The sequence below is a fragment of the Dactylosporangium vinaceum genome (assembly GCF_019904175.1).
Lineage (GTDB): Bacteria > Actinomycetota > Actinomycetes > Mycobacteriales > Micromonosporaceae > Dactylosporangium > Dactylosporangium vinaceum.
Genome location: NZ_CP061913.1, coordinates 9,840,224 through 9,865,265, shown reverse-complemented (window position 1 = coordinate 9,865,265; position 25,042 = coordinate 9,840,224). Strand labels below are relative to the sequence as shown.

The 25,042-nt window shown below is 71.3% G+C and carries 23 protein-coding genes and 1 pseudogene; 22 read left to right on the top strand and 2 right to left on the bottom strand.

Features of this window, described 5'->3' with window-relative positions:
- The first annotated feature begins 12 nt into the window (after positions 1–12).
- Positions 13–567, top strand: coding sequence for a Uma2 family endonuclease (locus Dvina_RS44230; protein ID WP_223097008.1), 555 nt, complete (start codon positions 13–15; stop codon positions 565–567).
- A 44-nt stretch (positions 568–611) separates the two neighbouring features.
- On the opposite strand, the gene Dvina_RS44225 is transcribed toward Dvina_RS44230, so the two are convergent.
- Complete coding sequence (locus tag Dvina_RS44225) at positions 612–1,322, bottom strand: type 1 glutamine amidotransferase (RefSeq protein WP_223097006.1); 711 nt, start codon at positions 1,320–1,322, stop codon at positions 612–614.
- A complete protein-coding gene (locus tag Dvina_RS44220; protein WP_223097004.1) occupies positions 1,312–2,556 on the bottom strand; it encodes a Mur ligase family protein in 1,245 nt (414 codons plus the stop codon). The genes Dvina_RS44225 and Dvina_RS44220 overlap by 11 nt, the downstream gene beginning before the upstream one ends.
- Positions 2,557–2,954: 398 nt before the next feature.
- On the opposite strand from Dvina_RS44220, the gene mraZ reads away from it, so the two are divergent.
- From mraZ to Dvina_RS44115, 21 genes and pseudogenes are all read left to right on the top strand, one after another.
- Positions 2,955–3,386 carry a division/cell wall cluster transcriptional repressor MraZ gene (mraZ, locus tag Dvina_RS44215; RefSeq protein ID WP_223106053.1) on the top strand — a complete coding sequence of 144 codons (432 nt, stop codon included), beginning with the start codon at positions 2,955–2,957 and terminating at the stop codon, positions 3,384–3,386.
- 196 nt (positions 3,387–3,582) lie between these two features.
- Positions 3,583–4,512 (top strand): annotated as a pseudogene (rsmH, locus tag Dvina_RS44210) (16S rRNA (cytosine(1402)-N(4))-methyltransferase RsmH); the annotation flags it as partial.
- A 342-nt stretch (positions 4,513–4,854) separates the two neighbouring features.
- The gene (ftsL, locus tag Dvina_RS44205; protein WP_223096993.1) at positions 4,855–5,133 is read left to right on the top strand and encodes a cell division protein FtsL; all 279 of its coding nucleotides are present in this window, start codon (positions 4,855–4,857) and stop codon (positions 5,131–5,133) included.
- Positions 5,134–5,393: 260 nt separating this feature from the next.
- The gene (locus tag Dvina_RS44200; RefSeq protein ID WP_223096991.1) at positions 5,394–7,544 is read left to right on the top strand and encodes a peptidoglycan D,D-transpeptidase FtsI family protein; all 2,151 of its coding nucleotides are present in this window, start codon (positions 5,394–5,396) and stop codon (positions 7,542–7,544) included.
- A 45-nt stretch (positions 7,545–7,589) separates the two neighbouring features.
- On the top strand, positions 7,590–9,089 hold the full coding sequence (locus Dvina_RS44195) for a UDP-N-acetylmuramoyl-L-alanyl-D-glutamate--2,6-diaminopimelate ligase (RefSeq protein ID WP_223096989.1): 1,500 nt from the start codon (positions 7,590–7,592) through the stop codon (positions 9,087–9,089).
- On the top strand, positions 9,086–10,486 hold the full coding sequence (locus Dvina_RS44190) for a UDP-N-acetylmuramoyl-tripeptide--D-alanyl-D-alanine ligase (protein ID WP_223096987.1): 1,401 nt from the start codon (positions 9,086–9,088) through the stop codon (positions 10,484–10,486). Before Dvina_RS44195 ends, Dvina_RS44190 begins: the two co-directional genes overlap by 4 nt.
- Complete coding sequence (gene mraY / locus Dvina_RS44185) at positions 10,483–11,604, top strand: phospho-N-acetylmuramoyl-pentapeptide-transferase (protein ID WP_223096985.1); 1,122 nt, start codon at positions 10,483–10,485, stop codon at positions 11,602–11,604. Before Dvina_RS44190 ends, mraY begins: the two co-directional genes overlap by 4 nt.
- Positions 11,605–11,931: 327 nt before the next feature.
- On the top strand, positions 11,932–13,353 hold the full coding sequence (locus tag Dvina_RS44180; RefSeq protein WP_223096983.1) for an FtsW/RodA/SpoVE family cell cycle protein: 1,422 nt from the start codon (positions 11,932–11,934) through the stop codon (positions 13,351–13,353).
- Positions 13,353–14,459 carry an undecaprenyldiphospho-muramoylpentapeptide beta-N-acetylglucosaminyltransferase gene (gene murG / locus Dvina_RS44175; RefSeq protein ID WP_223096981.1) on the top strand — a complete coding sequence of 369 codons (1,107 nt, stop codon included), beginning with the start codon at positions 13,353–13,355 and terminating at the stop codon, positions 14,457–14,459. The genes Dvina_RS44180 and murG overlap by 1 nt, the downstream gene beginning before the upstream one ends.
- Positions 14,456–15,898, top strand: coding sequence for a UDP-N-acetylmuramate--L-alanine ligase (gene murC, locus Dvina_RS44170; protein WP_223096979.1), 1,443 nt, complete (start codon positions 14,456–14,458; stop codon positions 15,896–15,898). Before murG ends, murC begins: the two co-directional genes overlap by 4 nt.
- Positions 15,898–16,656: a cell division protein FtsQ/DivIB gene (locus Dvina_RS44165; protein ID WP_223096977.1), complete on the top strand. Its 759-nt coding sequence runs from the start codon at positions 15,898–15,900 to the stop codon at positions 16,654–16,656. The genes murC and Dvina_RS44165 overlap by 1 nt, the downstream gene beginning before the upstream one ends.
- Positions 16,653–17,126, top strand: coding sequence for a DinB family protein (locus Dvina_RS44160; protein WP_223096975.1), 474 nt, complete (start codon positions 16,653–16,655; stop codon positions 17,124–17,126). The genes Dvina_RS44165 and Dvina_RS44160 overlap by 4 nt, the downstream gene beginning before the upstream one ends.
- Before the next feature lie 197 nt (positions 17,127–17,323).
- On the top strand, positions 17,324–18,436 hold the full coding sequence (gene ftsZ / locus Dvina_RS44155) for a cell division protein FtsZ (protein WP_223096973.1): 1,113 nt from the start codon (positions 17,324–17,326) through the stop codon (positions 18,434–18,436).
- 88 nt (positions 18,437–18,524) lie between these two features.
- Positions 18,525–19,256: a YggS family pyridoxal phosphate-dependent enzyme gene (locus Dvina_RS44150; RefSeq protein WP_223096961.1), complete on the top strand. Its 732-nt coding sequence runs from the start codon at positions 18,525–18,527 to the stop codon at positions 19,254–19,256.
- Between the two features lie 126 nt (positions 19,257–19,382).
- Positions 19,383–20,084: a cell division protein SepF gene (locus tag Dvina_RS44145; RefSeq protein WP_223096959.1), complete on the top strand. Its 702-nt coding sequence runs from the start codon at positions 19,383–19,385 to the stop codon at positions 20,082–20,084.
- 19 nt (positions 20,085–20,103) lie between these two features.
- Positions 20,104–20,409: a YggT family protein gene (locus Dvina_RS44140; protein WP_223096957.1), complete on the top strand. Its 306-nt coding sequence runs from the start codon at positions 20,104–20,106 to the stop codon at positions 20,407–20,409.
- A gap of 49 nt (positions 20,410–20,458) precedes the next feature.
- Positions 20,459–21,253 carry a DivIVA domain-containing protein gene (locus Dvina_RS44135; protein ID WP_223096955.1) on the top strand — a complete coding sequence of 265 codons (795 nt, stop codon included), beginning with the start codon at positions 20,459–20,461 and terminating at the stop codon, positions 21,251–21,253.
- A gap of 446 nt (positions 21,254–21,699) precedes the next feature.
- On the top strand, positions 21,700–22,356 hold the full coding sequence (locus tag Dvina_RS44130; RefSeq protein ID WP_246656664.1) for a hypothetical protein: 657 nt from the start codon (positions 21,700–21,702) through the stop codon (positions 22,354–22,356).
- A 77-nt stretch (positions 22,357–22,433) separates the two neighbouring features.
- Positions 22,434–22,721, top strand: a complete 288-nt coding sequence (locus tag Dvina_RS44125) for a DUF167 domain-containing protein (RefSeq protein WP_223096953.1) — start codon at positions 22,434–22,436, stop codon at positions 22,719–22,721.
- Positions 22,718–24,235: a potassium/proton antiporter gene (locus Dvina_RS44120; protein WP_223096951.1), complete on the top strand. Its 1,518-nt coding sequence runs from the start codon at positions 22,718–22,720 to the stop codon at positions 24,233–24,235. Before Dvina_RS44125 ends, Dvina_RS44120 begins: the two co-directional genes overlap by 4 nt.
- Positions 24,236–24,581: 346 nt before the next feature.
- Positions 24,582–25,013 carry a TraR/DksA family transcriptional regulator gene (locus tag Dvina_RS44115; protein ID WP_223096949.1) on the top strand — a complete coding sequence of 144 codons (432 nt, stop codon included), beginning with the start codon at positions 24,582–24,584 and terminating at the stop codon, positions 25,011–25,013.
- Positions 25,014–25,042 lie beyond the last annotated feature (29 nt).

Here is a 25,042-nt window from a genome sequence, read left to right as displayed (position 1 = left end):
ACCATGTTCGCCATGAGCGCTGAGGCCATCGGCATGCACATGCCCGCCATCGTCTCGCTCGACGACCTGGCGGCGATGAATGCTGCGGACACGAACGGCCACCGGTACGAAACCAGTCCTGAGGGAGTGCTTTCAGTCATGCCGCCGCCCGACTCGGAGCATGCGAAAATCGCCACCCGCCTGATGCTGTGGCTCGCCGCTGCGGGATGGTCGGCCGACCAGATCCTGCAGGCCGCCGGCATCCGCATTCCGGGGTCGGGTCTCGTCGGTGGCCGTATCCCGGATCTCAGCGTGTGGCGCAGTCCGGCGCCCGACGGCGTATGGCTGGACGTCGCCGATCTCGTGCTCGTGGTCGAGATCGTGTCGCCGGGCTCGGAGGCGATGGACATGATGACGAAGCGCGGCGAATACGCCGCCGCCGGCATCGCCCACTACTGGGTCGTCAATCGAGACGCCGCCCTGACGGCCTCGCTCAATCGCCTCGGGCCGGACGGCGCATACGAGGAGTACGCCAAGATGCCGCTGGCCTGGCTGCTGCAGACCTCGCCGGCCGACCACCTCGACTGACGCGAAAAGACCGGGCGCCAAGGGGCGCCCGGTCTTCCCGTTCGCTACTTGGCGATCGCTGACAGCCGCTCGTTGCGCAGGGCCGTGGGCCAGCGGTCGTCGATGGGCTCCATGTTCTGGCCGGTGGCCCAGCGCAGGAGCAGGTCGGCGATCGCGGGGTTGCGGGCCAGGGCCGGGCCGTGGGAGTAGGTGCCCAGGATGCGGCCGTTCCAGGCGCCCTCGGACTGGCCGTCGTTGCCGATGCCGGTGGTGACCTTCGCGAGGGGCTTCACGCCGGGGCCGAGGGTCGTGCGGCCGCCGTGGTTCTCGAAGCCGGTCAGGGCCGGCAGGCCCAGGGCCGGGTGGGTCTCGCCGGCCAGCTCGCCGACCGCGCGGGTCTCGCCGCGGTTGGAGTCGATGTCGAGCAGGTCCAGGCCCGGATACTTGGCGCCCTTGGCGTAGAACGAGTGGCCCATGAGCTGGTAGCCGGCGCAGACGGCGAAGATCGTCGCGCCCCGCTCCACGGCCCGGTGCAGGCCGCGGTCCTCGATCAGGCGCTGGGCGGCCAGGGCCTGGGGGCCGTCCTCGCCGCCGCCGATGAGGTAGATGTCGCCGTCCGCGGGGACCGGGTGGTCGGCGCGCACCTCGGCGCACTCGACCGGCAGGCCGCGCAGGTCGGCCCGGCGGGCCAGGATCAGCAGGTTGCCCCGGTCGCCGTAGGTGGAGAGCAGGTCGGGGTACAGCCAGATCAGGCGCAGGTGCGACTCAGTTGACACGGTCCAGCTCCGCTCGGATGTCCTGGAAGGCGGTGTAGTTGGCGATGACCTCCAGCCGGCCCGGCGGGACGAGCGAGAGCGCCTGGCCGAACGAGCGCACGTGCTCGAACGGCACCTCGTTGACCTCCAGGCGCACCGCGAGGTCCATGGCCCGGTCGCCGGTGATGAGGACCCGGCGGCCGCGCAGCGGGGAGAAGTCCACGTCGTAGAGCCACGACGTGTCGAGGCCGTCGGGGTCGCGGGCGTTGATGCCGAGCAGCGTGGGGACGTCCTCGGCCATGTCGAACGACTCCAGCCAGCCGGCCGGGTTCTTGGCCAGCAGCAGCCGGATGGTCCGCCCGTCGCGCTGCACGGTGGCGTAGCGGCCGGCGACCGAGGCGACCTTGGCCAGCTCCGGCACCGCCTTCGCCGTGGGCGCCCCGAAGTGCGCGGCGACGGCAAGCGCGGTCGCGGCGTTCGCGCGGTTCACCCGGCCCGGCAGCTGCAGCGTGATCTGGTGGTACGTCCCCGTGTTGTCGACCACCCCGTCCCCGGACACCGTCCAGTGCGGGATCGGCCGGCTCAGGTTGCCCGCGACGCAGGCCCACTGCTCCCCGTTGCGCTCGATCGAGGCGCCGCACTCCGGGCACACCCAGGAGTCGTCGTGGAAGCGCTGGCCGGCCGCGACCCACGTCACCGCGGTGCCCTGGGCGACGGCCTTGCCCGCGGCCCAGACCACCATCGGGTCGTCGGCGTTGGCCACGATGTGCAGGTCCCGGCCCACCAGGGCGTCACGCCACAGCGCCGCCATCATGGCGACCTCCTTGGCCCGGTCCAGCTGGTCGCGGCTCAGGTTGAGCAGGGCGACGACCCGCGGGCTGGTCTGGTCGAGCACCTGCTTGAGGTAGTGCTCGTCGACCTCCAGCACCGCATAGGGCGTGGCGCCGGCCTTGGCCAGGGCCGAGGTGTGTCCGGTCGGCATGTTGGCGCCCAGGCTGTTGGTGGCGACCGGGCCGAGCACGCCCATCGCCGCCGCGGTCAGGCGGGTAGTGGTCGTCTTGCCGTTGGTGCCGGAGATCAGCGCGATCTGCCGGCCGGTGGCCAGCTCGGCGAGCAGGTTGGGGTCGATCATGAGGCCGATGCGGCCGCCGATGACCGATCCGTCGCCGCGTCCGGTGGCGCGTGACAGCGCGGCGGCACCGCGCGACAGTGAGGAGGCGAGCTTCGCCCGCATCGGGAGCTTGTTGTCCGTCATCTCTCGCTTCCACGGTCTTGATGGCGTGCCGCTGACCCTACCCGGAGCGGGCGAGCCCCCCAATCCACCACTCCTCTCCACGCGGTCGGCCCACGGCCCCCCACTTCCCTCCACCGGAGTCCCCGAATGCGCCGGGAGCGTGGAGATGTCGACCTTGCCGGGCGGTTTGTCCGGATTCTTGAGCAGGGAAAACGCCCTCCACCGATCGGGCACGCCCAGCGTCCTCCACCCGGCGGCAACCCCGTTTGACGTGGGAATTCTTCACGGAGCCGGGCGCCGGATCAGGGTGTTTTCCGTTGACGGTGGAGGGAAGTGGAGTACAGTGGAGCGCGATGGCGGAGCCGGGGGGCTCGGCCGGCCCCGGGGGGACCGTTCGCGGTGGGAAGGGGTGGCTGTCCGTGTTTTTGGGCACCCACACTCCTCGCCTGGACGAAAAGGGCCGGTTGATCCTGCCGGCCAAGTTTCGGGACGAACTGGCGGGAGGTGTCGTGATCACCAAGGGACAGGAGCGCTGCCTCTACGTGTTCCCCGGCGCCGAGTTCGCCCGGATCGCCGAGCAGCTTCGCGCCGCACCGATGACGAACAAGGCGGCCCGGGCCTACGGCCGGGTGTTCTTCGCCAGCGCGCACGACGAGGTTCCCGACCGCCAGGGCCGGGTCACCATCCCGCAGCATCTTCGCGAATATGCCGGGCTGGACCGCGACCTCGTGGTGATCGGGGCGAGCACTCGGGTGGAGATCTGGGACCGGCAGGCGTGGGACACGTACCTCGCCGAAAGCGAAGAGGACTTCGCGGGCATCGAGGAGGGGGTGCTGCCGGGAGGGCTGTGAGGTCCAACTGCAGTTACCGACTTGAGCCGCCGTACCGGCAGCTCTCCAGCCGCTCGATTTTCTCGAAGTCCTGACACCACTTCCCCGGTGCCAGGGCGGAGGGGCGGATGGGGAGCTGGCGGTACGGCGCTCGCGCACTTGAAGCAAGTCGTAGCACACGGCGGGCCGCGAACCCGCCGCCGGCAGGGGGTCGACGATGGGGGAGCGGGACGTTCACGTGCCCGTGCTGCTCGAGCGCTGCCTCGAGCTGCTCGCCCCCGCGCTCTCCCGGCCGGGTGCGCTGTATCTGGATGCCACGCTCGGTCTCGGCGGCCACGCCGAGGCGGTGCTCCTGGCTCACCCACAGGCCCGGCTGCTGGGCCTGGACCGTGACCCGCAGGCGCTGCGCTGCGCGGGGGAGCGGCTGGCGCCGTTCGCCGACCGGATCCGCCTCGTGCACGCCGTCTACGACGAGCTGCCCGAGGTCCTCGGCGGCGAACTGATCGACGCCGGACTGTTCGACCTGGGCGTGTCGTCGATGCAGCTCGACGTCGCCGAGCGTGGGTTCGCCTACGCCCGGGACGCGCCACTGGACATGCGCATGGACCAGACGACCGGTGTCACCGCGGCCGAGGTGCTCAACACCTACAGCCACGGCGACCTGACCCGGGTCCTGCGCGTCTACGGGGAGGAGAAGTTCGCCTCCCGCATCGCCGCGTTCATCGTCCGGGAACGGGAGAAGACGCCGCTGACCAGCTCGGCCCGCCTTGCCGAGCTCGTCGTCGACGCCATTCCCGCGCCCGCCCGGCGCACCGGCGGACACCCGGCCAAACGCACCTTCCAGGCGCTGCGCATCGAGGTCAACCGCGAGCTCGCGGTCCTCGAGCGGGCGATTCCCGCGGCGCTCGACGCGCTGCGGCCCGGGGGGCGACTGGTCGTGCTCTCGTACCACTCACTTGAAGATCGGCTGGTCAAACAGGCGATCACGGAGCGGACCCGCTCGACCGTCCCGGTCGAGCTGCCGTTCGAGCCGCCCGGCAGCGAACCGGAGCTGCGGGCGCTCAACCGGGGAGCCGAGCTCTCCAGCCCGGCCGAAACAGCGGCCAACCCACGCGCGGCGTCAGTCAGGCTCCGCGCGGTGGAACGCAAGCAAGGCCCGAATCCGTCTGGGATACGGGCCGACACACTGGGGGAGGTGTGAGTGAACGTGACGACACTGCCGAGCGATCGGCAGCGCAGGAGTCAGCAGAGTGTGCCGCGGTCGGGGGGCCGGACCACGGGGCGCAACGCTGAGGAGTTCGAGCCGCGGCGGAACCACCCGACGGACGGTGCGACGGCGCTGCAGCCAGAGTACGAGCCGGACCACGTAACCAAGCACGAGCCGGCGAACCAGCCGGCGAGCACGAGCACGAGCACCGGCTCGGACCCGGCGCGCGGCCGCCTCCGGGCGGCTCCGCCGGCGCCGGTCAGTGCGCCACGGGCGCCGTTCGTGGCGCTGGTGCTGGCGCTGGTGCTCACCGGTGTCGTCGGCATCCTGGTGCTCAACACCCGGATCGCCGAGAACGCCTTCAAGCTCGATGCGCTGAAGACCAAGCAGGCGGGCCTCGACCGTGACGAGGAGCGGCTGCGCAGCGATCTGGCCAACAAGGAGTCGCCGGTGACGCTCGCGTCGCGGGCGAAGTTCTACGGGCTCGTGCCCTCGCGCTCGCCGGCGTTCCTGGTGCTGCCCGACGGCACCAGGCTGGAGATGCCCGGACCGAGCAAATGACACGGACACGTAGTTCCTGAGCGGCGCTAAGTCCATAGTGGACAAACGAAGGAAGTCGGGACATGGCTGGCGACACTCCTGATCGACGGGGCGGCGGAAGCGAGCGGCGCGGGGGCGCCGAGCGCGACGCCGCGGCTCGCGGGAGTGGCGCCGGCCGCCAGCGAACGGGCGGTCGCGCCGGCGCGGGGGGTGCCGGTGCCTCCGCCCGTTCCCGTTCCGGCGGTGGTGGCGCGCCGGAGGAGCCACCACTGCGCGGGACGATGTCCGAGGCGAAGCGGTACACCCCGCGCGGCCGGTCGGTCCGCGACGCCTCGGCCGAGCCCCGGCGCGGAGATCCGTTCCGCCCGGCCCTGGAGGTCCTCCAGGGAGGCCGCAGTGAGCAGCCGCTCCGCGCGGGCGGGCGCCGCTCCAGCCGGCCCGCGGTCGCCGACGAGCCGGTCATCGACCTGGATGAGCCGGACGAGCCGCCGGCGCCGCCGCGGCGCACGGCCCCGCCGAAGCGCGCGCAGAACACCCAGAAGCGCGAGAAGCCCCCGGTCCGCCGGGTGCCGGCCGACCGCAGGGGCCAGCCGGTCCGCAAGGCGCAGGCGAAACGCGCGCCGGTCCGCAAGAAGCAGAGCCGGGTCGCGGTGCCGCGCCTGGGCCGGCGCACCCGGCTGCCCAAGCTCGCCGAGCCGCGCCGCCGTCTGCGCCTGGCCACCGTCCTGTGCCTGGCGATGTTCGCCGCGATCGGGGTGCGGCTGGTCCAGCTCCAGCTCACCGACGCGAGCGCGTACGCCGCCGAGGGCCTCAAGGACCGCCTGGTGCACGCCGTGCTCCCGGCCTCCCGCGGCGCGATCCTCGACCGCAACGGCAAGATCCTGGTGCACTCGGTCGAGACCCGCTACGTCGCCGTCGACCCCACGGTCGTCAAGGACCCCGAGGCGCTCGCCGACAAGCTCTTCGCGATCCTCGACAAGTACGGCGTGCTGCGCTCCGACCTGGTACGCAAGATGACCCCGCACAAGGCGGCCGACGGCAAGACGAACGTGCAGTTCGAATACCTGGTCCACCAGATCGACGTGGCCGACGGCGACCGGATCCGGGCAATGCACGTCGGCGCGCTCAAGGTCGACCGGGACGAGCGCCGCGAGATCCCCGGCTACGACCTGGCCTCGAACATCATCGGCTACACCTCCCGGCCCGACCTGGTCGGGCAGATGGGCATCGAGAAGCAGTACGACTCGGTGCTCAAAGGCGTCGACGGGCTGCACACCTACGAGCACGGCGAGGGCCAGCTCGACGTGCCGCAGCCCTACGGCTACGAGGAGCTCAAGCCGGCCCGCCCGGGCAGCTCGGTGGAGCTCACGATCGACCAGGACCTGCAGTACTCGGTGCAGAAGGCCCTGGCCGACCGGATGGAGCCGCTCAAGGCCGACTTCGCCTCGGCGATCGTGCTCGACGCGAAGACGATGGAGGTGATGGCGATGGCGAGCTACCCGTCCTTCGCCGCCACCGGCCCCGGCAGCACCGACCTCAGCCTGGTCAAGGACCAGTGCACGGCGACGGTCTTCGACCCGGGCTCGATCCACAAGGCGATCGTCATGGGCGCGGCGCTGCAGGAGGGGGTCATCACCCCCAGCTCGACGATCACGGTGAACTCGACGGTGAAGAAGGGCGACACGACCTATACGGACCACCCGCCGCAGAAGAACGGCACGCAGATGACGATACCGGGCATCCTGGCGCTGTCGTCGAACGTAGGCACCATCGCCGTCGCGGATCGTCTGGGCAAGGACAAGCTGTACGAGTACCAGCAGAAGTTCGGTCTCGGTCAGCGCACCGGCGTCGGGCTGCCCAACGAGTCGCCCGGCCAGCTGCTGCCGCCGAACCAGTGGTCGGGGTCGAGCCCGGGCTCGATCCCGATCGGCAACGGCGTGGCGACCACGGCGATGCAGATGGCGGCCGTCTACGGCGCGATCGCCAACGACGGCCTCTACGTCCAGCCGACGGTGGTGAAGAAGGTCATCGCGCCCGACGGGACGGTGACGAAGCCGGCTCCGCAGCAGACCCGGCGCGTGCTCGACCCGCAGGTCGCGCAGGAGCTGCGGGTGATGCTGGAGGGCGTGACGACGCTCGACGACGCGACGGGCAAGCAGGCGGCGATTCCCGGCTACCGGATCGCCGGCAAGACGGGCACGTCGAAGCTGCCGCAGAACGGTGGGTACGCGTCCGGTGACGTCGTGTCGTTCATCGGCATGGCCCCGGCCGAGGCGCCCCGCTACGTGATCGCGGTCAACGCGCACGTGCCCGGCGGCGCGGGCGGCTCCGTGGCGGCGCCCGCGTTCAAGGAGATGATGGCGCTCACCCTGTCGACCTTCGGTGTCACACCGACCGGCACCGAGCCGCCGAAGCTCACGATCTACCCGTGACACCGGCTCTGTGTGCCCGGCGCCGGGCGGGTAGGGTCTGACCCCGTGTCCGGCTATCCCCGTCCGCGGAATGTCCTCCCTGTTCTGGTCGGTGAGCTCATCGGCGAGCTCGGCGGCGGAACCGGCAATGTTGCGGTGACGGGGGTGACGCACAGTAGCTCCGCCGTACAGCCGGGTGATCTGTACGTGGCGCTGCCCGGCGCGCGTGTGCACGGGGCGCAGTTCATCCCGGAGGCGCTGCAGCGGGGCGCGGTCGCGGTGCTCACGGACCCGGCCGGGGTGCGCGCTGACGCCGGGGTGCCGTTCCTCGTGGTCGACAGGCCGCGGGACGTCCTGGGCGAGGTCGCCTCGAAGGTGTACGGCGAGCCGACCCGCCGCCTGACGACCATCGGCATCACCGGCACCGCGGGCAAGACCTCCACGACCTACCTCATCGAGGCCGGGCTGCGGGCGGCCGGCCAGGTCACCGGCCTCATCGGCACCGTCGAGACGCGGCTGGGCGACCTCACCGTCAAGAGCATCCGCACCACGCCCGAGGCGACCGACCTGCACGCCCTCTTCGCCGCGGCGCTCGAGCGCGGCGTGCAGTCGGTGGCCATGGAGGTCTCCAGCCACGCGCTGGAGGTCGGGCGGGTCGGCGGGGTCCGCTTCGCCGCCGCCGGCTACACCAACTTCGGCCTCGACCACCTGGACTTTCACCCGACGGTGGAGGCGTACTTCGCGGCCAAGGCGCGCCTGTTCGACGGCCGCGCCGCCGTCGAGATCCTCAACGCCGACGATGTGTCGGTAATGCGACTGCGCAAGCCCGGGTCATGGACCTATTCCGTTCGCATGGACCCGGTGTCTGACGGCGAATCGGACTTCGGGGTCTCGGGCGTGACTGTCGACGGCTACGGGCAGGCGTTCGACGTGCACTGGCGGGGCCGCACCGCGCGGTCCGGAGTACAGCTGCCGGGCCGTCACAATGTGGCGAACGCGCTGCTGGCGATCGCGTCCCTGGTGGCCGTCGGGGTCGACCTGGACGTCGCCGCGCGGGCGGTGGCGGCGGCGCCGGGCTCGCCGGGCCGGATGGAGCGCGTCGACGCCCCCGGTGACGTGGTCGGCGTCGTGGACTACGCGCACAAGCCCGACGCGATGGTCGAGGTCCTCAAGGCGCTGCGCACCCTCGCGGCGTCGCGCGGCGGCCGGGTGATCTGCCTCGTCGGAGCCGGCGGCGACCGCGACCGCGGCAAGCGCCCGCTCATGGGCCGGGCCGCGGCCGAGGGTGCCGACCTGGTGATCGTCACCGACGACAACCCGCGCACCGAGGACCCGGCCGAGATCCGGGCCGGGGTGCTCACCGGCACCGGCGGCGGACCGGCCGAGGTGGTCGAGATCGGCGGGCGCCGGGAGGCCATCGCCTTCGCGGTGGCCCAGGCCAAACCGGGAGACGTGATCGCACTGCTGGGCAAGGGGCACGAGACGGGCCAGGAGGTGAACGGCGAGGTGCTGCCGTTCGACGACCGGGTGGAGCTGGCCGCGGCCCTGCGGGAGGCGAACTCATGATCGCGCTGACGCTCGGAGAGATCGCGGCGATCGTCGATGGCGAGCTGGTCGGCGGGGCCGTGGACGCGGTGGTCGACGGGCCTGTCGAGTACGACAGCCGCAAGGTCGGCGAGCGCGGGCTCTTCGTGGCCTTCGCGGGCGCGAAGGTCGACGCGCACGACTTCGGGCCCAAGGCCATCGCCGACGGCGCCACCGGGGTCCTCGGCAGCCGCGCCGTCGAGGGTGTGCCCACCATCGTCGTGGCCGACCCCCGCCGCGCCCTCGGGCTGCTGGCCCGGGCCGTCGTCGACCGGCTGCACGCGGCCGGCGGGCTCACCGTCGTGGCGATCACCGGCTCCTCGGGCAAGACCAGCACCAAGGACCTGATCGCCCGGCTGCTGGCCCGGCGCGGGCCGACGGTGGCGACGATCGGGTCGGAGAACAACGAGCTGGGCACGCCCTACACCGCGCTCAAGGCGGACGCCGCCACCCGCTTCCTGGTGCTCGAGATGGGGGCGCGCGGGATCGGGCACCTGCGGTACCTCTGCGAAATCGCTCCTCCGGACATCTCCGTCGTCACCAACGTCGGTGTCGCGCACATGGGGGAGTTCGGCTCGGTCGAGGGCATCGCCCAGGCCAAGGGCGAGCTCGTCGAGGCGCTGGGCTCCGGGGGCTTCGCGGTGCTCAACGCCGACGACGAGCGGGTCCGGGCCATGGCCACCCGCACCGCCGCCCGCGTGGTGGCGGTCGGTGAGGCCGCCGACGCCGAGATCCGCGCGACAGACGTCGAGGCGCTCGACCGTGGCCGCTTCGGCTTCGCCCTGCACGTCCCCGGCGCGGACGCCGTTGCCGTCCGCCTCGACGTCGCGGGACGGCACTCCGTCGGCAACGCGCTACTCGCTGCTGCTGTCGCGTCGCTCGCGGGGCTCGAACCCACGGCGATCGCGAACGGACTCGGCGATCTAGAGGGTTTGTCGGACCGAAGGATGGATGTCTTCGACCGTGCCGACGATGTCACGGTCATCGACGACTCGTACAACGCCAACCCGGCGTCCATGGCGGCGGCGCTGCGCGCGCTCGTCGCGGTGGCCGGCGAGCGGCGGAAGATCGCCGTGCTCGGCTTCATGGCGGAGCTGGGCGGGTACGAGCGAGCCGGACACGAGGAAGTTGGTCGTCTCGCCGCGGAACTCGGCGTCGACCGTCTCGTGGCCGTCAGCGAGCAGGCCGCGCCGATCCTGACCGGGGCGGCCGCCGTGGCGAGTTGGGGAGGAGACTCGGTGCTCGTGACCGATCAGGAGGCCGCCGTGGCGCTGCTGCGCAGCGAGCTGCTTCCGCGTGACGTGGTCCTGGTCAAGGGATCGCGCTACCGGACCTGGGCCGTCGCCGACGCCCTGCGCTCGGAAGATTTCCGCAAGTGAGGGCCGTGTTCGTCGCGGCCTTCGTCGCGTTTCTCATCTCGCTGTTCGGCACGCCGATCGCGATCAGGTACTTCACCCGGCTGAAGGCCGACCAGCCCATCCGCTCCGAGGGCCCGCAGACCCACCTCGGCAAGAAGGGCACACCCACCATGGGTGGCGTGGTGTTCATCTTCGCCACGCTCGTCGCCTACACCGGCGGGCACATCGCCCTCACCACGCTGCCAAAGGCCCAGCTGCGCCCGACCGGCCCGACCGCCACCGCGATCGTGCTGCTCGGCCTGTTCGTCTTCACCGGCCTGCTCGGCTTCCTCGACGACTACCTCAAGGTCGCCAAGCGCAACAGCGACGGGCTCAACAAGCGCGGCAAGCTGATCGGCCAGGCGCTCATCGGCGCCATCTTCGGCGCGATCGCGCTCTACGTGCCGGCCGAGAAGACCGGCCACGCCGTCGTCACCACCGTCGCCAGCCCGAAGCTGTCCTGGGTGCACGACATCGACTGGCTGAACATCACGAAGATCGGCGCCGTGATCTTCTTCGTGTTCGTGGTCATGTCGATGTCCAACGCGGTAAACCTGACCGACGGCCTCGACGGGCTCGCGACCGGCACCTCGATCCTGGTGCTCATCAGCTACATGGCCATCGCGTTCTGGCAGTACCGCCACTGGTGCGCCGACCCCTCCTACAACGCCGGCTACTGCTACGACGTGCGCGACCCGCTGGAGATGGCCCTGATCGCCGGGGCGGCCGTCGGCGCGCTCGTGGGCTTCCTGTGGTGGAACACCTCACCGGCCCGCATCTTCATGGGCGACACCGGCTCGATGGCGCTCGGCTCGCTCATTGCGGGTCTCGCGATGGCCACCAAGACCGTCCTGCTGCTGCCGCTGCTCGGCCTGCTCTTCGTGATCATCGTGGTCACCTGGGTCATGCAGATCGGCTCGTACCGCACCACCGGCAAACGCATCTTCCGGATGGTCCCGCTCCAGCACCACTTCGAGCTGGCCGGATGGAGCGAGGTCAACATCGTCGTGCGGTTCTGGATCATCGCCGGTCTCGGCGTGGCGGCCTCGCTCGGCCTCTTCGCCGCCGACTTCCTGCGTGTGATGAGCGGCGCCTCTTAACACCGTCGATCCCGGCGCGTCGCGGCCACCGTGCCCCGGCGCGCCGGGAATGATGGCGGCATGAGTGGTACGGAGCGAAGCGGAGTGGCCGCTCATCAGTGTCACAGCTTGGAGCTCAGGCCGTCGCCGGAGCTTGCGGAGGTGGCGGCATGAGTGGTACGGAGCGAAGCGGAGTGGCCGCTCATCAGTGTCACAGCTCGGAGCTCAGGCCGTCGCCGGAGCTTGCGGAGGTGGCGGCATGAGTGGTACGGAGCGAAGCGGAGTGGCCGCTCATCAGTGTCGCAGCTCGGAGCTCAGGGCGGCGCCGGAGCTTGCGGAGGTGGCGGCATGAGGAGCGACGGGGAGGAAGTTCCGGACGAGGTCAGCTGGCTGGACCGCAACGACGGCGGCTGGCTGGGCAATCTGGTCGGCTCGCTGCGGGGTCTGCTGGACCGCCCCCTCGCCTCCTACTACCTGCTGCTGTCCAGCGTCGGCCTGCTCGTGTTCATCGGGCTGGTCATGGTCTTCTCGGTGACGAGCGTCGACGACTTCGCGAAAAAGGGCAGCGCGTTCAACTCCATCGCCAAGCAGGCGGCGTTCGCGATGGTCGGGCTGGCCGCGTTCTGGATCTGCCAGCGGCTGCCGGTGCGCACGTTCCGGGCCGTGGCGATCCCCATGCTCATCACCACCACCGTGCTCATGTGCTTCGTGGACCTGATGGGCTGGCTGGCCGCCCGCCGGGCCCCGGGCGCGACGGACCCCCCGGCGATCCACCTCGGCCCGATCTGGGTCCAGGACCTGTGGCTGCACGTCGGGCCCCTGCAGCTGCAGCCGGCCGAGTTCGCCAAGATCGCGCTGGTGGTCTGGGGCGCCGACCTGCTGGTCCGCAAGGGCCGCACGATCATGACCTGGCGTGAGCTGTTCATGCCGCTGTTCCCGGTCACGATCACGCTGCTGGTCCTGGTCGGGTACAACGACCTCGGCTCGGCCATCTGCATGATCGTGCTCTTCACCGGCCTGCTGTGGGCGGCCGGGGCCCGGCTGCCGGTCTTCGGCTGGCTCAGCGCGTTCTTCCTGGCCGGCGTGGTCGCCCTGATCCTGCTGCCGGCCAACAAGGACTACCGCCTCGACCGGCTCAAGGTGTTCTTCGACCCGAGCATCGACCCCGACGCCAAGGCCGGGCGCTACCAGTACCTGCGCGGCCTGTGGGCGGTCTCCGACGGCGGCTGGTTCGGCGTCGGCCTGGGCCAGGGACAGCTCAAGTGGGGCCGGCTGCCCAACGCGCACAACGACTTCATCTTCGCCATCGTCGCCGAGGAGCTCGGCGTGGTCGGCTGCATGGTCGTGCTGCTGCTGTTCGGCATGCTCACGTACACCGGCCTGCGCATCGCCCGGCGCGTCGAGGACCCGTTCCGCCGGCTGGCCGCCGCCGCGATCACCGTGTGGTTCGTCGGCCAGGCGATCATCAACATCGGCGGCGTCGTGGGCCTGCTGCCGATCACCGGCCTGCCCCTGCCGTTCATCTCCGACGGCGGCAGCGCGCTCGTCGTGGCGCTCGGTGCGGCCGGCATCCTCACCTCGGCCGCCCGGGCCGAGCCGGACTCCGCGCGAGCCATGCACGCGCGTCCGCCGCGGAAATGGGTGCGACTACTCTGGGCGCCGTTGCCGCCGCTTCCGCGCGCTCGCGAGGAGGACGACGGCACGGACCCCTCGACACGCACGACGGGCCGGCCCACCCTCACGGTGCCGCCCCGCGGAAGGAGCACCTGATGGCAGCGCTGCGCTCGGTGGTGCTGGCCGGCGGAGGCACCGGCGGGCACATCTACCCGCTGCTGGCCTTCGCCGACTGCCTGCGCAGGCACGACCCCGACGTCCGCATCACGTGTCTCGGCTCGCCGAGCGGTATGGAGAACGATCTCATCCCGCGCGCCGGCTACGACCTGCGGCACGTCCCGGCCTACCAACTGCCCCGCTCGGTGAACATGAACCTGGTGCGCACCCCGGACCGGATGTGGAAGGCGGCCAAGGCCACCCGCGCGATCCTCGACGAGGTCAACGCCGATGCGGTGGTGGGCTTCGGGGGGTACGTCTCCGTCCCGGCCTATCTGGCCGCCTGGCGCCGCAAGACGCCGAGCGTGATCCACGAGGTCAACGTGCCGATGGGCGTGGCCAACAAGATGGCCATGCGATTCACCAAGAACGTCGTGCTCGGCTTCCCGCACCAGGCCGTCCAGATGCCGAACCTGGCGAACGCGCCGGTGGTCGGGGTGCCGCTGCGGCAGAGCATCACCACCCTGGACCGGGCCGCCCGCCGCGCCGAGGCCCGCCGGTACTTCGGCCTCGACCCCAATCTTCCGACGCTGTTCGTCTTCGGTGCATCGTCGGGCGCCCGCTCGATCAACAACGCGCTCGCCGGCGCGGCCAAGGCGATCACCTCGGCCGGCGTGCAGGTGCTGCACATCGTCGGCGCCCGCAACGACGACTTCGACATCCCGGCCGGCCTGCCCGCGCCGTATGTGCGGGTCAAGTTCCTCTCCGAGATGGAGCTCGGCTACGCCGCCGGTGACCTGGCGATCTGCCGCGGCGGCGCGATCACCTGCGCCGAGACCGCGGCGATCGGCATCCCGGCCGTCTATGTGCCGCTGCCCTGGGGCAACGGCGAGCAGCGGCGCAACGCGCTGCCGGTTGTCGAGGCCGGCGGTGGGATGATCGTCGAGGACGGCGACCTGTCGCCCGAGCTGGTTGTCCAGCAGATCGTCCCCCTGGTGCGCGACGGTGCGCGCCTCGCGGCCATGAGCCGCGCCGCGGCCGGATACGGGCGGCGGGACGGCGATGAGCAGCTGCGTCGTTACCTGTTGGGAGTGATCGGGGCATGAGTACGGAGCTCACCGCGGAAGAGCTCGGGCGGGTCCACCTGGTCGGGGTCGGCGGGGTCGGCATGAGCGGGCTTGCCCGGCTGCTGCTGACCCGGGGCATCCCGACCTCGGGCAGCGAGCTCAAGGAGTGGCCCCACCTCACCGCCCTCAAGGCCCTCGGCGGCACGATCTTCCGCACCCACGCGGCGTCGAACCTCGACGGCGTCGACACCGTGGTGTACTCCACCGCCATCCCGCAGGACCACATCGAGCTCGTCACCGCCCGCGAGCGGGGCCTGCGCCTCATGCACCGCTCCGAGGCCCTGGCCGCGACGATGAACGGCCGCCGGGCCATCGCCGTCGCCGGCACGCACGGCAAGACCACCACCACGTCGATGATCACGCTGATCCTGCAGCACGCCGGGCTCGACCCGTCGTTCGTGATCGGCGGCGAGATCTCCGAGATCGGCTCCAACGCCCACCACGGCAGCGGCGACATCTTCGTGGCCGAGGCCGACGAGAGCGACCGCTCCTTCCTGCTGTACTCCCCGCACGTCGCCGTCGTCACGAACATCGACGCGGACCACCTCAACACCTACGGCGACCTGCAGGGCCTCGAGGACGCGTTCGTCGAGTTCTGCTCCAGGGTCCAGCCGGGCGGCTTCGTGGTGACGTGCGCGGACGACGCCCGGGCGATGCAGATGGTGGTGCGCGCCCGCGCGGCCGGGGCCGACGTCGTCACCTACGGCACCGCGCCCGACGCCGACCTGCGCATCACCGAGGTCCGCTCCTCGGCCCACGGGGTGCGGTACATGGCCCACTACGAGGGCGTCCCGCTGGGCGAGGTGTTCCTGCCGATTCCCGGTACGCACCTGGGCCTCAACTCGGCCGGGGCGATCCTGACCGCGCTGCGCCTCGGCGTGGCGGCCGAGACCGCTGTCGAGACCCTGGCGACGTTCCCCGGCGTGCGGCGCCGGTTCGAGTTCAAGGGCACCGAGTCCGGCGTGCGGGTCTACGACGAGTACGCCTACCACCCGGTCCCGATCGCCAAGGCGCTGCACACGCTGCGGGAGGTCGCCGGGGACGGCCGGCTCCTCGTGGTGTTCCAGCCTTACCGGGTGTACCGCACACGCGACTTCCAGACCGAGATCGCCGAGGGCCTCGCGCTCGCCGACGAGGCGGTGGTCATGGAGGTCTTCGGCCCCGGCGAGGTCCGCGAGCCGGGGGAGGGCGGCGTGGCGCTCACCGCCGAGATCGCCCTGCCCGCCGAGCACAAGGTGTTCGTGCCGTCGTGGGAGGACGTCCCCGGTGAGGTGGTGGCCCGGGTCCGCGAGGGCGACGTCGTCGTCACCATGGGCGCGCCGCCGATCTCGCTGATGGGCGACGAGCTGCTGGCCGCGCTCAAGGGCCGCGAGGGGACGGACGGCTACGTGGGCCGGCACTCCAAAGCCGAGGACTGATGCAGACACGGGGGTGGCGCCTCGTCCTCGCCCCACGCGACGCGCCACGTTCCGTGCGGCTCTTCGCGCAGGCGGCCCGGCGCCACCGCCTGCGCGTGCTCGTGCCCTGGCTCGTCGCGCTGGGGCTGGTGGTCGTGCTGGGCGGGGCGGCGGCGGTCGTGTACCTCACCCCCGCCCTCGGCGTCGAGCGGATCGAGGTCGTCGGCACCGCCGTGCTCGACCCGGCCGCGGTGCGCGCGGCGGCCGCGGTGCGCGACGGCACCCCGCTGCCGCGCCTGGACCTGCCGGCGGTCGAGCGGCGGATACGCACGCAGCTGAAGCCGGTGAAGACGGTCACCGTGCAGACCCGCTACCCGCACGCCCTGATCATCTCGGTGCGGGAGCGCACCGCCGTCGCGGTGGTGCCCAAGGTCGGCGGCTTCACCCTGCTCGACGCCGACGGCGTGGCCTACCTGCCGCTCGACGCGCCGCCACCGGGCCTGCCGGCGATCCGGATCGCCCAGCCCGAGCCGGGCGACGACACGACCCAGAGCGCTTTGACGGTACTGGCGGCGCTGTCACCCCCGATCCGCAGGCAGATGGTCGCGCTCGTCGCGGAGTCGCCGACCCGGATCAAACTGGAGCTGACCGAGGACCGCCTCGTGGTGTGGGGCGACGACACCCAGAACGCGGCGAAGGTCCGCATCCTGGAGCGCACCGCCATCGACCCCGGCCGCACCCTCGACATCAGCGCCCCCGGCGCGGTCCTCGAAAAGTGATAGGCACCGAGACCGAGCTGCTCACGGCCGCGCTCGACGCCGCCCGGGAGACGGTGCACCGCAAGTGCGCGGGCATCCCCGACGCGCTGGGCCGGCTCGCACCGCTGCCGGCCTCCCCGCTCACCACGCCGGTGGGCCTGGTCCAGCACCTGACAGCTGTCGAGTCGTACTGGTTCGAGATCGTCGTCGCCGGCCGTGACGTGCCGAAGCACTGGACCGCCGAGGACCCCGACCTGGACTGGCGCCCGCGGCTCGGGCTGGCCGAGGCGCTTGAGCGCTACCGGGCCCAGTGCGCGGTGTCCCGCAGCATCGCGGCCGGGCGCGCGCCCGACGCGGTCTGCGCGGGGACTCGGCACGGGGAACCGGTGTCGATGCGTTGGGTATTCATACACATGATCGAGGAAACTGCCCGTCACAACGGACACCTCGACGCCGTTAGGGAATTCGTCGACGGTGTCGTGGGCGATTAGGCCCGACACGCCGGAGCCGGTCCTTGGATCACGACAGTCGGGCCCTTACCTTGCGATAAGGCATTAGTTGACATAACTATAAGCCTCTAGTAGAGGTTGAGGGTTTGCGGGCCTCGACCTCACGCGTTTCGCTTTGGCCGACGCTGACGTCAACATCCGGACCGGCGCTGGTCAACCTCGGAAGGAAAGGTGGTCCGATGACTCATCCGCACAACTATCTCGCGGTCATCAAGGTCGTCGGCATCGGCGGCGGCGGGGTGAATGCCGTCAATCGCATGATCGAGGTTGGCCTCAAGGGCGTCGAGTTCATCGCGATCAACACCGACGCCCAGGCACTGCTGATGAGCGACGCCGACGTCAAGCTCGACGTCGGCCGGGAGCTGACGCGCGGACTCGGCGCGGGCGCCAACCCGGACGTCGGCAAGAACGCGGCCGAGGACCACCGCGACGAGATCGAAGAGGTGCTCAAGGGCGCCGACATGGTCTTCGTCACCTGTGGCGAGGGCGGCGGCACCGGCACCGGCGGCGCGCCGGTCGTGGCCAACATCGCACGCAAGCTCGGCGCGCTGACCATCGGCGTGGTCACCCGGCCGTTCTCGTTCGAGGGCAAGCGCCGGCAGGTCCAGGCCGAGTCCGGGATCGAGGAGCTGCGCAACCAGTGCGACACGCTCATCGTGATCCCCAACGACCGGCTCCTGGCCCTCGGTGACCGCGGCATCAGCATGATGGACGCGTTCCGCCAGGCCGACCAGGTGCTGCTCTCCGGTGTCCAGGGCATCACCGACCTGATCACCACGCCAGGCCTGATCAACCTCGACTTCGCCGACGTCAAGAGCGTCATGAGCGGGGCCGGCAGCGCACTCATGGGCATCGGCAGCGCCCGCGGTGACAACCGCGCGGTCGAGGCGGCCGAGTCGGCCATCTCGAGCCCGCTGCTGGAGCAGAGCATGGACGGCGCGCGCGGTGTGCTGCTCTCCATCGCCGGCGGCTCCGACCTCGGCCTGTTCGAGATCAACGACGCCGCCCAGCTGGTCACCGACGCCGCGCACCCGGACGCGAACATCATCTTCGGTGCGGTCATCGACGACGCACTGGGCGACGAGGTGCGGGTCACGGTCATCGCGGCCGGCTTCGACGGGGGCGCCCCGGCGTACCGGCCGGTCGAGGCCCGGGCCCCGCGCACGTCGCACGGCCCGCAGCACAGCCAGCCCAAGGAGCCCGCCCCGCAGGAGCGCCAGGCCCCGCCGCCCCCGCGCCGGGTCCTGTTCGACGATGTCGACGTGCCGGACTTCCTCAAAAACGGTGCGTGATGGCCGGCAACCGGCATAGCGGGTTTGCCGGATGGATCACTGCATAGGCTCTGGTTGAATTGGGTAGGTCGCAGCTGCGGCCTACCCAATGACCATTTCTCAAGGAGTTTTCGTGGACGCGCGCACGTCGCAGATCGCGGCCAATCTCGCATCCGTGCGAGAGCGGATCACCGCGGCCTGCCACGCCGCCGGACGTGATCCGGAATCGGTCACCCTGGTGGCCGTCACGAAGACCTACCCGGCCGATGATGTGGCCCGCCTGGCCGAACTGGGCGTCACCGACGTCGGGGAGAATCGGGACCAGGAGGCGGCCGCCAAGGCCGCCGCCGTGCCGGGGGTGCGGTGGCACTTCGTCGGCCGGCTCCAGCGCAACAAGGCGCGCTCGGTGGCCGGTTACGCCGACACCGTGCACTCCGTGGACAGCCTGCGCCTGGTGGACGCCCTGGCCGACGCCGTGGTCAAGGCCGAGCGCGGCGCGGCGCTGGGCGCCCTGGTGCAGGTCAGCCTGGACGACGACGAGCACCGCGGCGGCGCGTTGACCGGGCAGGTCGAGAAGGTGGCCGAGGCCATCGCGGCCAGCCCGGTGCTCGCGCTGCGCGGTGTCATGGCGGTGGCGCCGCTGGGCTGGGAGCCGGACGAGGCATTCGCCCGGCTGGCCGCGATCGCCGCCCGGATTCAACAGCGATTCTCCGCCCCGGACGCAGCCGCGGACTGGATATCCGCGGGGATGAGCGACGATCTCGAATCCGCGATTCAGCACGGCTCGACACACGTCCGTGTCGGGAGCGCATTGCTCGGAAAACGCACCCCACTGGGGTAGCCTGACCCGCGGGAACAGAAAACTACACGGGTGTGGTTCTGCGCCGGCGGGGCGGTGTCGCACCACGTGATCGGTGGCACGGACAATGGGGGGAAGTGCCGCATGGCGGTGGACGGAGGAGCGCGTATGGGTGCTCTGCGCAGGGCGGGCGTCTGGCTCGGTCTCGTCGAGGACGAGGACGATCGCGGGTACGACGATCGGTACCGGTACGGCGACGACCTACTCGACGACGAGGACGAGGTCGACGAGGTGCCGGCGCCGCGTTCCCGCACGGCCTCGGAGCGCCTGTCGGCCTCGGAGCGCCTCTCGGCCTCCGACCGGCTGTCCAGCTCCGACCGGCTGTCCACGTCCGAGCGGCTCTCCGCCTCGGAGCGGCTCTCGGCCGCCGACCGCCTGGAGTCCAGCGCCGCGAGCAGCCGCACCAGCACCGTGCGCTCGATCACCCGGCCGACCACGTCAGTGAGCTACCCGACCCGCGACAACCTGGCCCTCGCCCCGACCAGCTCGGTCCGTGAGCGGGTGCAGGTCGACGAGGACAGCGACGACCGCCGTTACGCGATCACGACGCTCCATCCGACGACGTATAACGAAGCGCGCACAATCGGTGAGCACTTCCGTGACGGTGTCCCCGTGATCATGAACCTCACCGAAATGGACGAGGCGGACGCCAAACGTTTGGTCGACTTCGCCGCCGGACTCGTATTCGGCCTGCGTGGTAACTTCGAGCGGGTGACCAACCGCGTCTTCCTGCTCTCACCGGCAAATGTCCAGGTCACCGCCGAGGACAAAGCTAAGATCGCCGAGGGCGGGTTCTTCAACCAGAGCTGAAGCGAGGACTTCGACGGCCGTGGTGTCCATCACCTTGCAGATCGTGCATCTGCTGCTCTACCTCTTCCTGGTGGCGCTCCTCGGACGCTTTGTGATGGGCTACGTCATGCAGTTCGGACGTCGCTGGCAACCCGGCCGGGGGGCCGCGGCGGCACTGGAAGTGGTGTGGAGCGTCACCGATCCGCCGCTCAAAGCGTTGAGGCGGGTGATTCGTCCGCTGCGTATTGGTACCGTGGCCGTGGACCTGTCTTCGCTTGTGCTGCTGGTTATCCTGTTCGTGCTGATGTACGTCGTGTTAGGGCGGCTGATCGCGGCGTTCTCGTGACACGCACCGCTCGGCGGCCACGCGGCCGCAACTGACCCGAGGAGTTTCGATGCCGCTGACCCCGGCCGACGTTCACAACGTCGCCTTCAAGAAGCCCCCCATCGGTAAACGGGGCTACGACGAGGAGGAGGTCGACGCCTTCCTCGACGAGGTCGAGCGTGAGCTCGCCCGGCTGATCGAGGAGAACAACGAGCTGCGCGCGCAGCTCGAGCGCGGCGGTGGCCCGGCCCGTGTGGCGCCCGGCGCCGGCGGCGACCCGCGTCTGGCCGCGGAGCTCGCCGACCTCAAGTCGCAGTTCGAGCGCGTCCAGCGCGAGAAGACGTCCGCCGAGCAGGCGGCCCGCAGCATGCAGCAGGAGCTCGACCAGATCCGCACGACCGGCGGCGGGGCCGGCGGTGGCGCCGGTGACGGCGAGCAGCAGGCGCTGCGCGTGCTCATGATGGCCCAGCGCACCGCCGACGACCACGTGTCCGACGCCCGCCGCGAGGCCGACAAGCTGCTCTCCGAGGCCCGCACCAAGGCCGAGGAGGTCACCCGCGACGCGCGGGCGAAGGCCGACGCGCTCGAGCGCGATGCCCGCCAGCGCCACCAGGAGGCCATGGGCGGCCTGGACGCGAAGCGCACGGCGCTGCAGAAGCACATCGAGGAGCTCAAGCAGTTCGAGCGCGAGTACCGCACGCGCCTCAAGGCCTACCTGGAGAGCCAGCTGCGCGACCTCACGGGCCGCGAGCAGAGCCTCGAGGCCGAGATGGCGCAGCGCGGCGAGGGCGCGGCGCGTCCGGCGGTCGGCGGCGGCCTGGCCACGGCCGGTCTCGCGGGCGGCTACGAGGGCGCCGGCCGCTGACCCTCCCTCTTCCCGGCGGAGGTCAGCACCGCGGCACCCACATGAGTGACGTGTAAGACTGCAGCAGCACAGAGCGACGGGCCGGCCAGCATGCAACATGCGGCCGGTCAACGCGACACGCGGAGCCCCAGCCGAAATTCGGCTGGGGCTCCGGTCATTCTGGGAGACTTCCGCCGGGTTCGTTCGTTGTACCCGCTGAGAGACACTCGCCCGGAGAAAGCTCCCTCCGGGACCATGCTGTTCGGAGGGACAGGGCCGTGATCGTCGGAAGCCTGCTGCTGATCGTGGTGGCCGTCGGCCTGCTTGTGCTGGGCCTGCTCCAGGGATCGGACGCCCTGCTCGTGGCGTCGATCGGGGCGAGCCTGCTGGCCGCTGTCGCGCTGATCGTCGGCGGTCGCCAGGCTGCGGCCGCGCGGTCCGCCCGCACCACACGTACCGGGCGCCAGATGCCCTCGGAGCGCTACGACCCGTTCGCCTCGCACCTCGGCGCGGACGAGCTCGGCGGCGAGGACCTGGAGGAGTCGGGGGAGTACCGCCGCTCCGAGCGCCAGGCCGTCGGCGCCGGGGCGCGCACCGGCACCACCTACGGAACCTCCACCGGCGGTGGCGGGCGCGCGGTGCCGCCGGACGAGACGGCCATGATGGCGCCCGTCCGCGACGAGCCCGATTCCGCGATACCGCAGCAGGGTGACCGCTACGACGAATACCCGCCCCAGGCCGACCAGGACCCCTACGAGCAGGGCGGCTACGACCAGGGGTACGGGCAGCAGGGGTACGACAACCGCGGCTACGACCAGCACGCGGCGGCCGGCCACCACGCCGAGCTGGACGACGACGATGACGATGACGACGAGTACGACGACGAGGACCCGGCCGACGAGCCGGCGATCCAGCAGTCCTCGGCGGCCGACCTCGCCCGCGTGGCCGCGCTGAACGACGACGTCCTGGTGATCGACGGGCGGCCGCGGTACCACGTGTCGAGCTGCCCGCACCTGCTCGGCCGCGAGAGCGAGCCGCTGCCCGCCCACGAGGCGGTCGAGCTCGGCTTCACCCCCTGCGCCATCTGCGCGCCGAACGACGTGCTCCTCGCCGGCCGCCGGTAGACCCGGCAGTGGGACCCGGCGGGATTTCCCGCCGGGAGGAGGATCGCCCACGATCGGGTGAACCTTCACAATGAGGCATGGTCACCATCGCGATCCGCGTCAGGCCCGGTGCCTCGCGCACCGCGGTCGGCGGTAGCCACCCCGGGCCCTACGGGCCCGCCGTGGTCGTCGCGGTGGGTGCCCGCCCCGTCGACGGGCAGGCGACAGTGGCCGCCCTCAAGGCCCTGGCCGCCGCGATCGGGGTCCGCCCCTCCGCGCTGCGGCTGAAGGCCGGCGCGGCGAGCCGGGACAAGCTGGTCGAGTTGGCCGACCCGCCCGCGGACACCGCCGAGCGCGTCGCCGACCTGCTGGCGGGTCGCCGTTGAGTCACGAACTCAACGTCGCGCTGCTGGTGGGCGCGGCGGTCTTGCTGGTGTGTGTAGGTGCGGTCCGGCTGTCGGTCCGCCTCGGCCTGCCCAGCCTCCTGGTCTACCTGCTGCTCGGCCTCGTGATCGGCGAGGCCGGCCTCGGCATCCAGTTCACCGACGCCGAGCTGACCCGGACGCTCGGCATCTGCGCGCTCGTCGTGATCATCGCCGAGGGCGGGCTCACCGCCCGCTGGTCGACCCTGCGGCCCGTGCTCGGCCCGGCCGTCGTGCTCTCCACCCTCGGCGTGGTGGTAAGCGTCGGCGTGGTCGGGGCGGTCCTGCACTACGTGCTGGGCGTCGGCTGGCAGCAGGCCCTGCTGACCGGGGCCGTGCTCTCCTCGACCGACGCGGCCGCGGTCTTCTCCACGCTGCGCCGGGTGCCGGTCCGGCCCCGCCTGGCCGCGCTGCTGGAGGCCGAGTCGGGCATCAACGACGCCCCGGTCGTCATCCTGGTCGTGCTGCTCTCCGCGCCGCTCACCGGCCAGCACCCGTGGTATCAGCAGCTGGGCCTGGTCGCCTACGAACTCGTCACCGGGGCCGCGGTCGGGCTGGTGATCGGGTTCGGCGGCGCCTGGGCCCTGCGCCGGGCCGCGCTGCCCTCGGCCGGGCTCTACCCGCTCGCCGCGATCGGCCTGACCGTCCTGGCCTACGCGGCCGGGTCGGTGGCCCACGCCTCGGGGTTCCTCGCCGTGTACGTCACAGGGGTGATCCTCGGCAACGCCCGCCTGCCGCACCGGCGGGCCATGCTCGGCTTCGCCGATGGGCTGGCCTGGCTCGCCCAGATCGGCCTGTTCGTGCTCCTGGGCCTGCTCGCCTCGCCCAAGGCGCTCGGCGGGGCCGTGATCACCGCGCTGGTCGTCGGCCTGGTCCTGGTGCTCGTCGCCCGGCCGCTGTCGGTGCTGGTCAGCAGCGCCCCGTTCCTGCTCACCGAGAGCGGCCCGGGCTGGCGCGACCAGGCGTTCCTGTCCTGGGCCGGGCTGCGCGGGGCGGTGCCGGTCGTGTTGGCCACGATCCCGCTCTCGGCCGGGCTCCCCGGCGCGCAGGACCTGTTCAACGTCGTCTTCGTGCTGGTGGTCATCTACACGGCGGTCCAGGGCATGTCGCTGCCCCCGGTGGCCCGGCGGCTGGGGGTCACCGCGCCCGCGGAGCCCACCGACCTGCAGGTGGAGGCGGCCCCGCTGGAGCGGATGGGGGCCGACCTGTTGCAGGTCGAGGTGCCGGACGGCTCGAAGCTCAACGGCGTGCACGTGGACGAGTTACGATTGCCTCTCGGTGCGGTCGTGACGCTGGTGTTGCGCGATGGCGGTGCGTTCGTGCCGGTGCCGGAGACCCGCCTGAAGACCCGCGACAGCCTCCTGATCGTCACCACTGAGCAGGTGCGCGACGCCGCGGAGCAACGGCTGCGGGCGGTGAGCAGGCGCGGAAGACTGGCCCGCTGGTTTGCCGAACATGGCGATGATCGGCGCCAATAACTGGTCAAATTGGTCCGAATACGTGTGGCGTGTTTGTCGGACGCGTGTACATTCCGTATTCTTGCCAGCCACTGGAGTGCGCGACCGCGCGTCGCGCGCCCATTTTGCATCTGGGGGAGCCATGGCCGAGCGGGCTGATGCCGGGCCGAAGGGCCGGTCAGCGAGCGGTGCCAGGCAGGGTACGACCGCCGATGTGACGGGAGATACCACTGTGACAACAGCACAGAAACCGGCCTCTCGGCAAGCCGGGACATCGTCCCGGGCGACAAAGGCGGCAAATGCCGCGACCAGCACCACGAAAGCGCCGACGACGTCAACCGCCGCCCGTGCGGCCGAGGGAGCCACGATGGCCAAGACCGCAGAACCGAAGACCACCGCGGCCAAGACCGCTACGGCGAAGCCCGCCCGTGGCACGCGCACGGCAGCCGAGACGGAGAAGATCCGGCTGGCGCTGATCGAGCGGCGCGACGAGCTCAAGACCGAACACGACCAGACGCTGCTGGAGATCCACGAGCTGCAGCAGCACCGGCTCACCGACTCCGCCGGCGACGACCAGGCCGACACCGGCACCAAGACGGGTGAGCGGGAGCAGGAGATCACGATCGCCAACAACCTGGCCGACCGCATCGTGCAGGTCGAGCGGGCCCTCGAACGGCTCGACGAGGGCGGCTACGGCTGGTGTGAGAAGTGCGGCAACGCCATCCCGGTCGAGCGGCTGGCCGCATTCCCGTCCGCTACGCTCTGCGTCACCTGCAAGCAGTTGGAGGAGCGGCGCTGACCACTCACGAGCCCATCCAGGACCGGAGC

Coding starts and splice junctions, on each gene's coding strand:
- Dvina_RS44230 (WP_223097008.1), top strand. CDS start 13: ATGAGCGCTGAGGCCATCGGCATGCACATGCCCGCCATCGTCTCGCTC.
- Dvina_RS44220 (WP_223097004.1), bottom strand. CDS start 2,556: ATGACGGACAACAAGCTCCCGATGCGGGCGAAGCTCGCCTCCTCACTG.
- Dvina_RS44200 (WP_223096991.1), top strand. CDS start 5,394: ATGTCCGAGGCGAAGCGGTACACCCCGCGCGGCCGGTCGGTCCGCGAC.
- Dvina_RS44190 (WP_223096987.1), top strand. CDS start 9,086: ATGATCGCGCTGACGCTCGGAGAGATCGCGGCGATCGTCGATGGCGAG.
- Dvina_RS44180 (WP_223096983.1), top strand. CDS start 11,932: ATGAGGAGCGACGGGGAGGAAGTTCCGGACGAGGTCAGCTGGCTGGAC.
- murG (WP_223096981.1), top strand. CDS start 13,353: ATGGCAGCGCTGCGCTCGGTGGTGCTGGCCGGCGGAGGCACCGGCGGG.
- murC (WP_223096979.1), top strand. CDS start 14,456: ATGAGTACGGAGCTCACCGCGGAAGAGCTCGGGCGGGTCCACCTGGTC.
- Dvina_RS44165 (WP_223096977.1), top strand. CDS start 15,898: ATGCAGACACGGGGGTGGCGCCTCGTCCTCGCCCCACGCGACGCGCCA.
- ftsZ (WP_223096973.1), top strand. CDS start 17,324: ATGACTCATCCGCACAACTATCTCGCGGTCATCAAGGTCGTCGGCATC.
- Dvina_RS44150 (WP_223096961.1), top strand. CDS start 18,525: ATGACCATTTCTCAAGGAGTTTTCGTGGACGCGCGCACGTCGCAGATC.
- Dvina_RS44145 (WP_223096959.1), top strand. CDS start 19,383: ATGGGTGCTCTGCGCAGGGCGGGCGTCTGGCTCGGTCTCGTCGAGGAC.
- Dvina_RS44135 (WP_223096955.1), top strand. CDS start 20,459: ATGCCGCTGACCCCGGCCGACGTTCACAACGTCGCCTTCAAGAAGCCC.
- Dvina_RS44130 (WP_246656664.1), top strand. CDS start 21,700: ATGCCCTCGGAGCGCTACGACCCGTTCGCCTCGCACCTCGGCGCGGAC.
- Dvina_RS44125 (WP_223096953.1), top strand. CDS start 22,434: ATGGTCACCATCGCGATCCGCGTCAGGCCCGGTGCCTCGCGCACCGCG.
- Dvina_RS44115 (WP_223096949.1), top strand. CDS start 24,582: ATGGCCAAGACCGCAGAACCGAAGACCACCGCGGCCAAGACCGCTACG.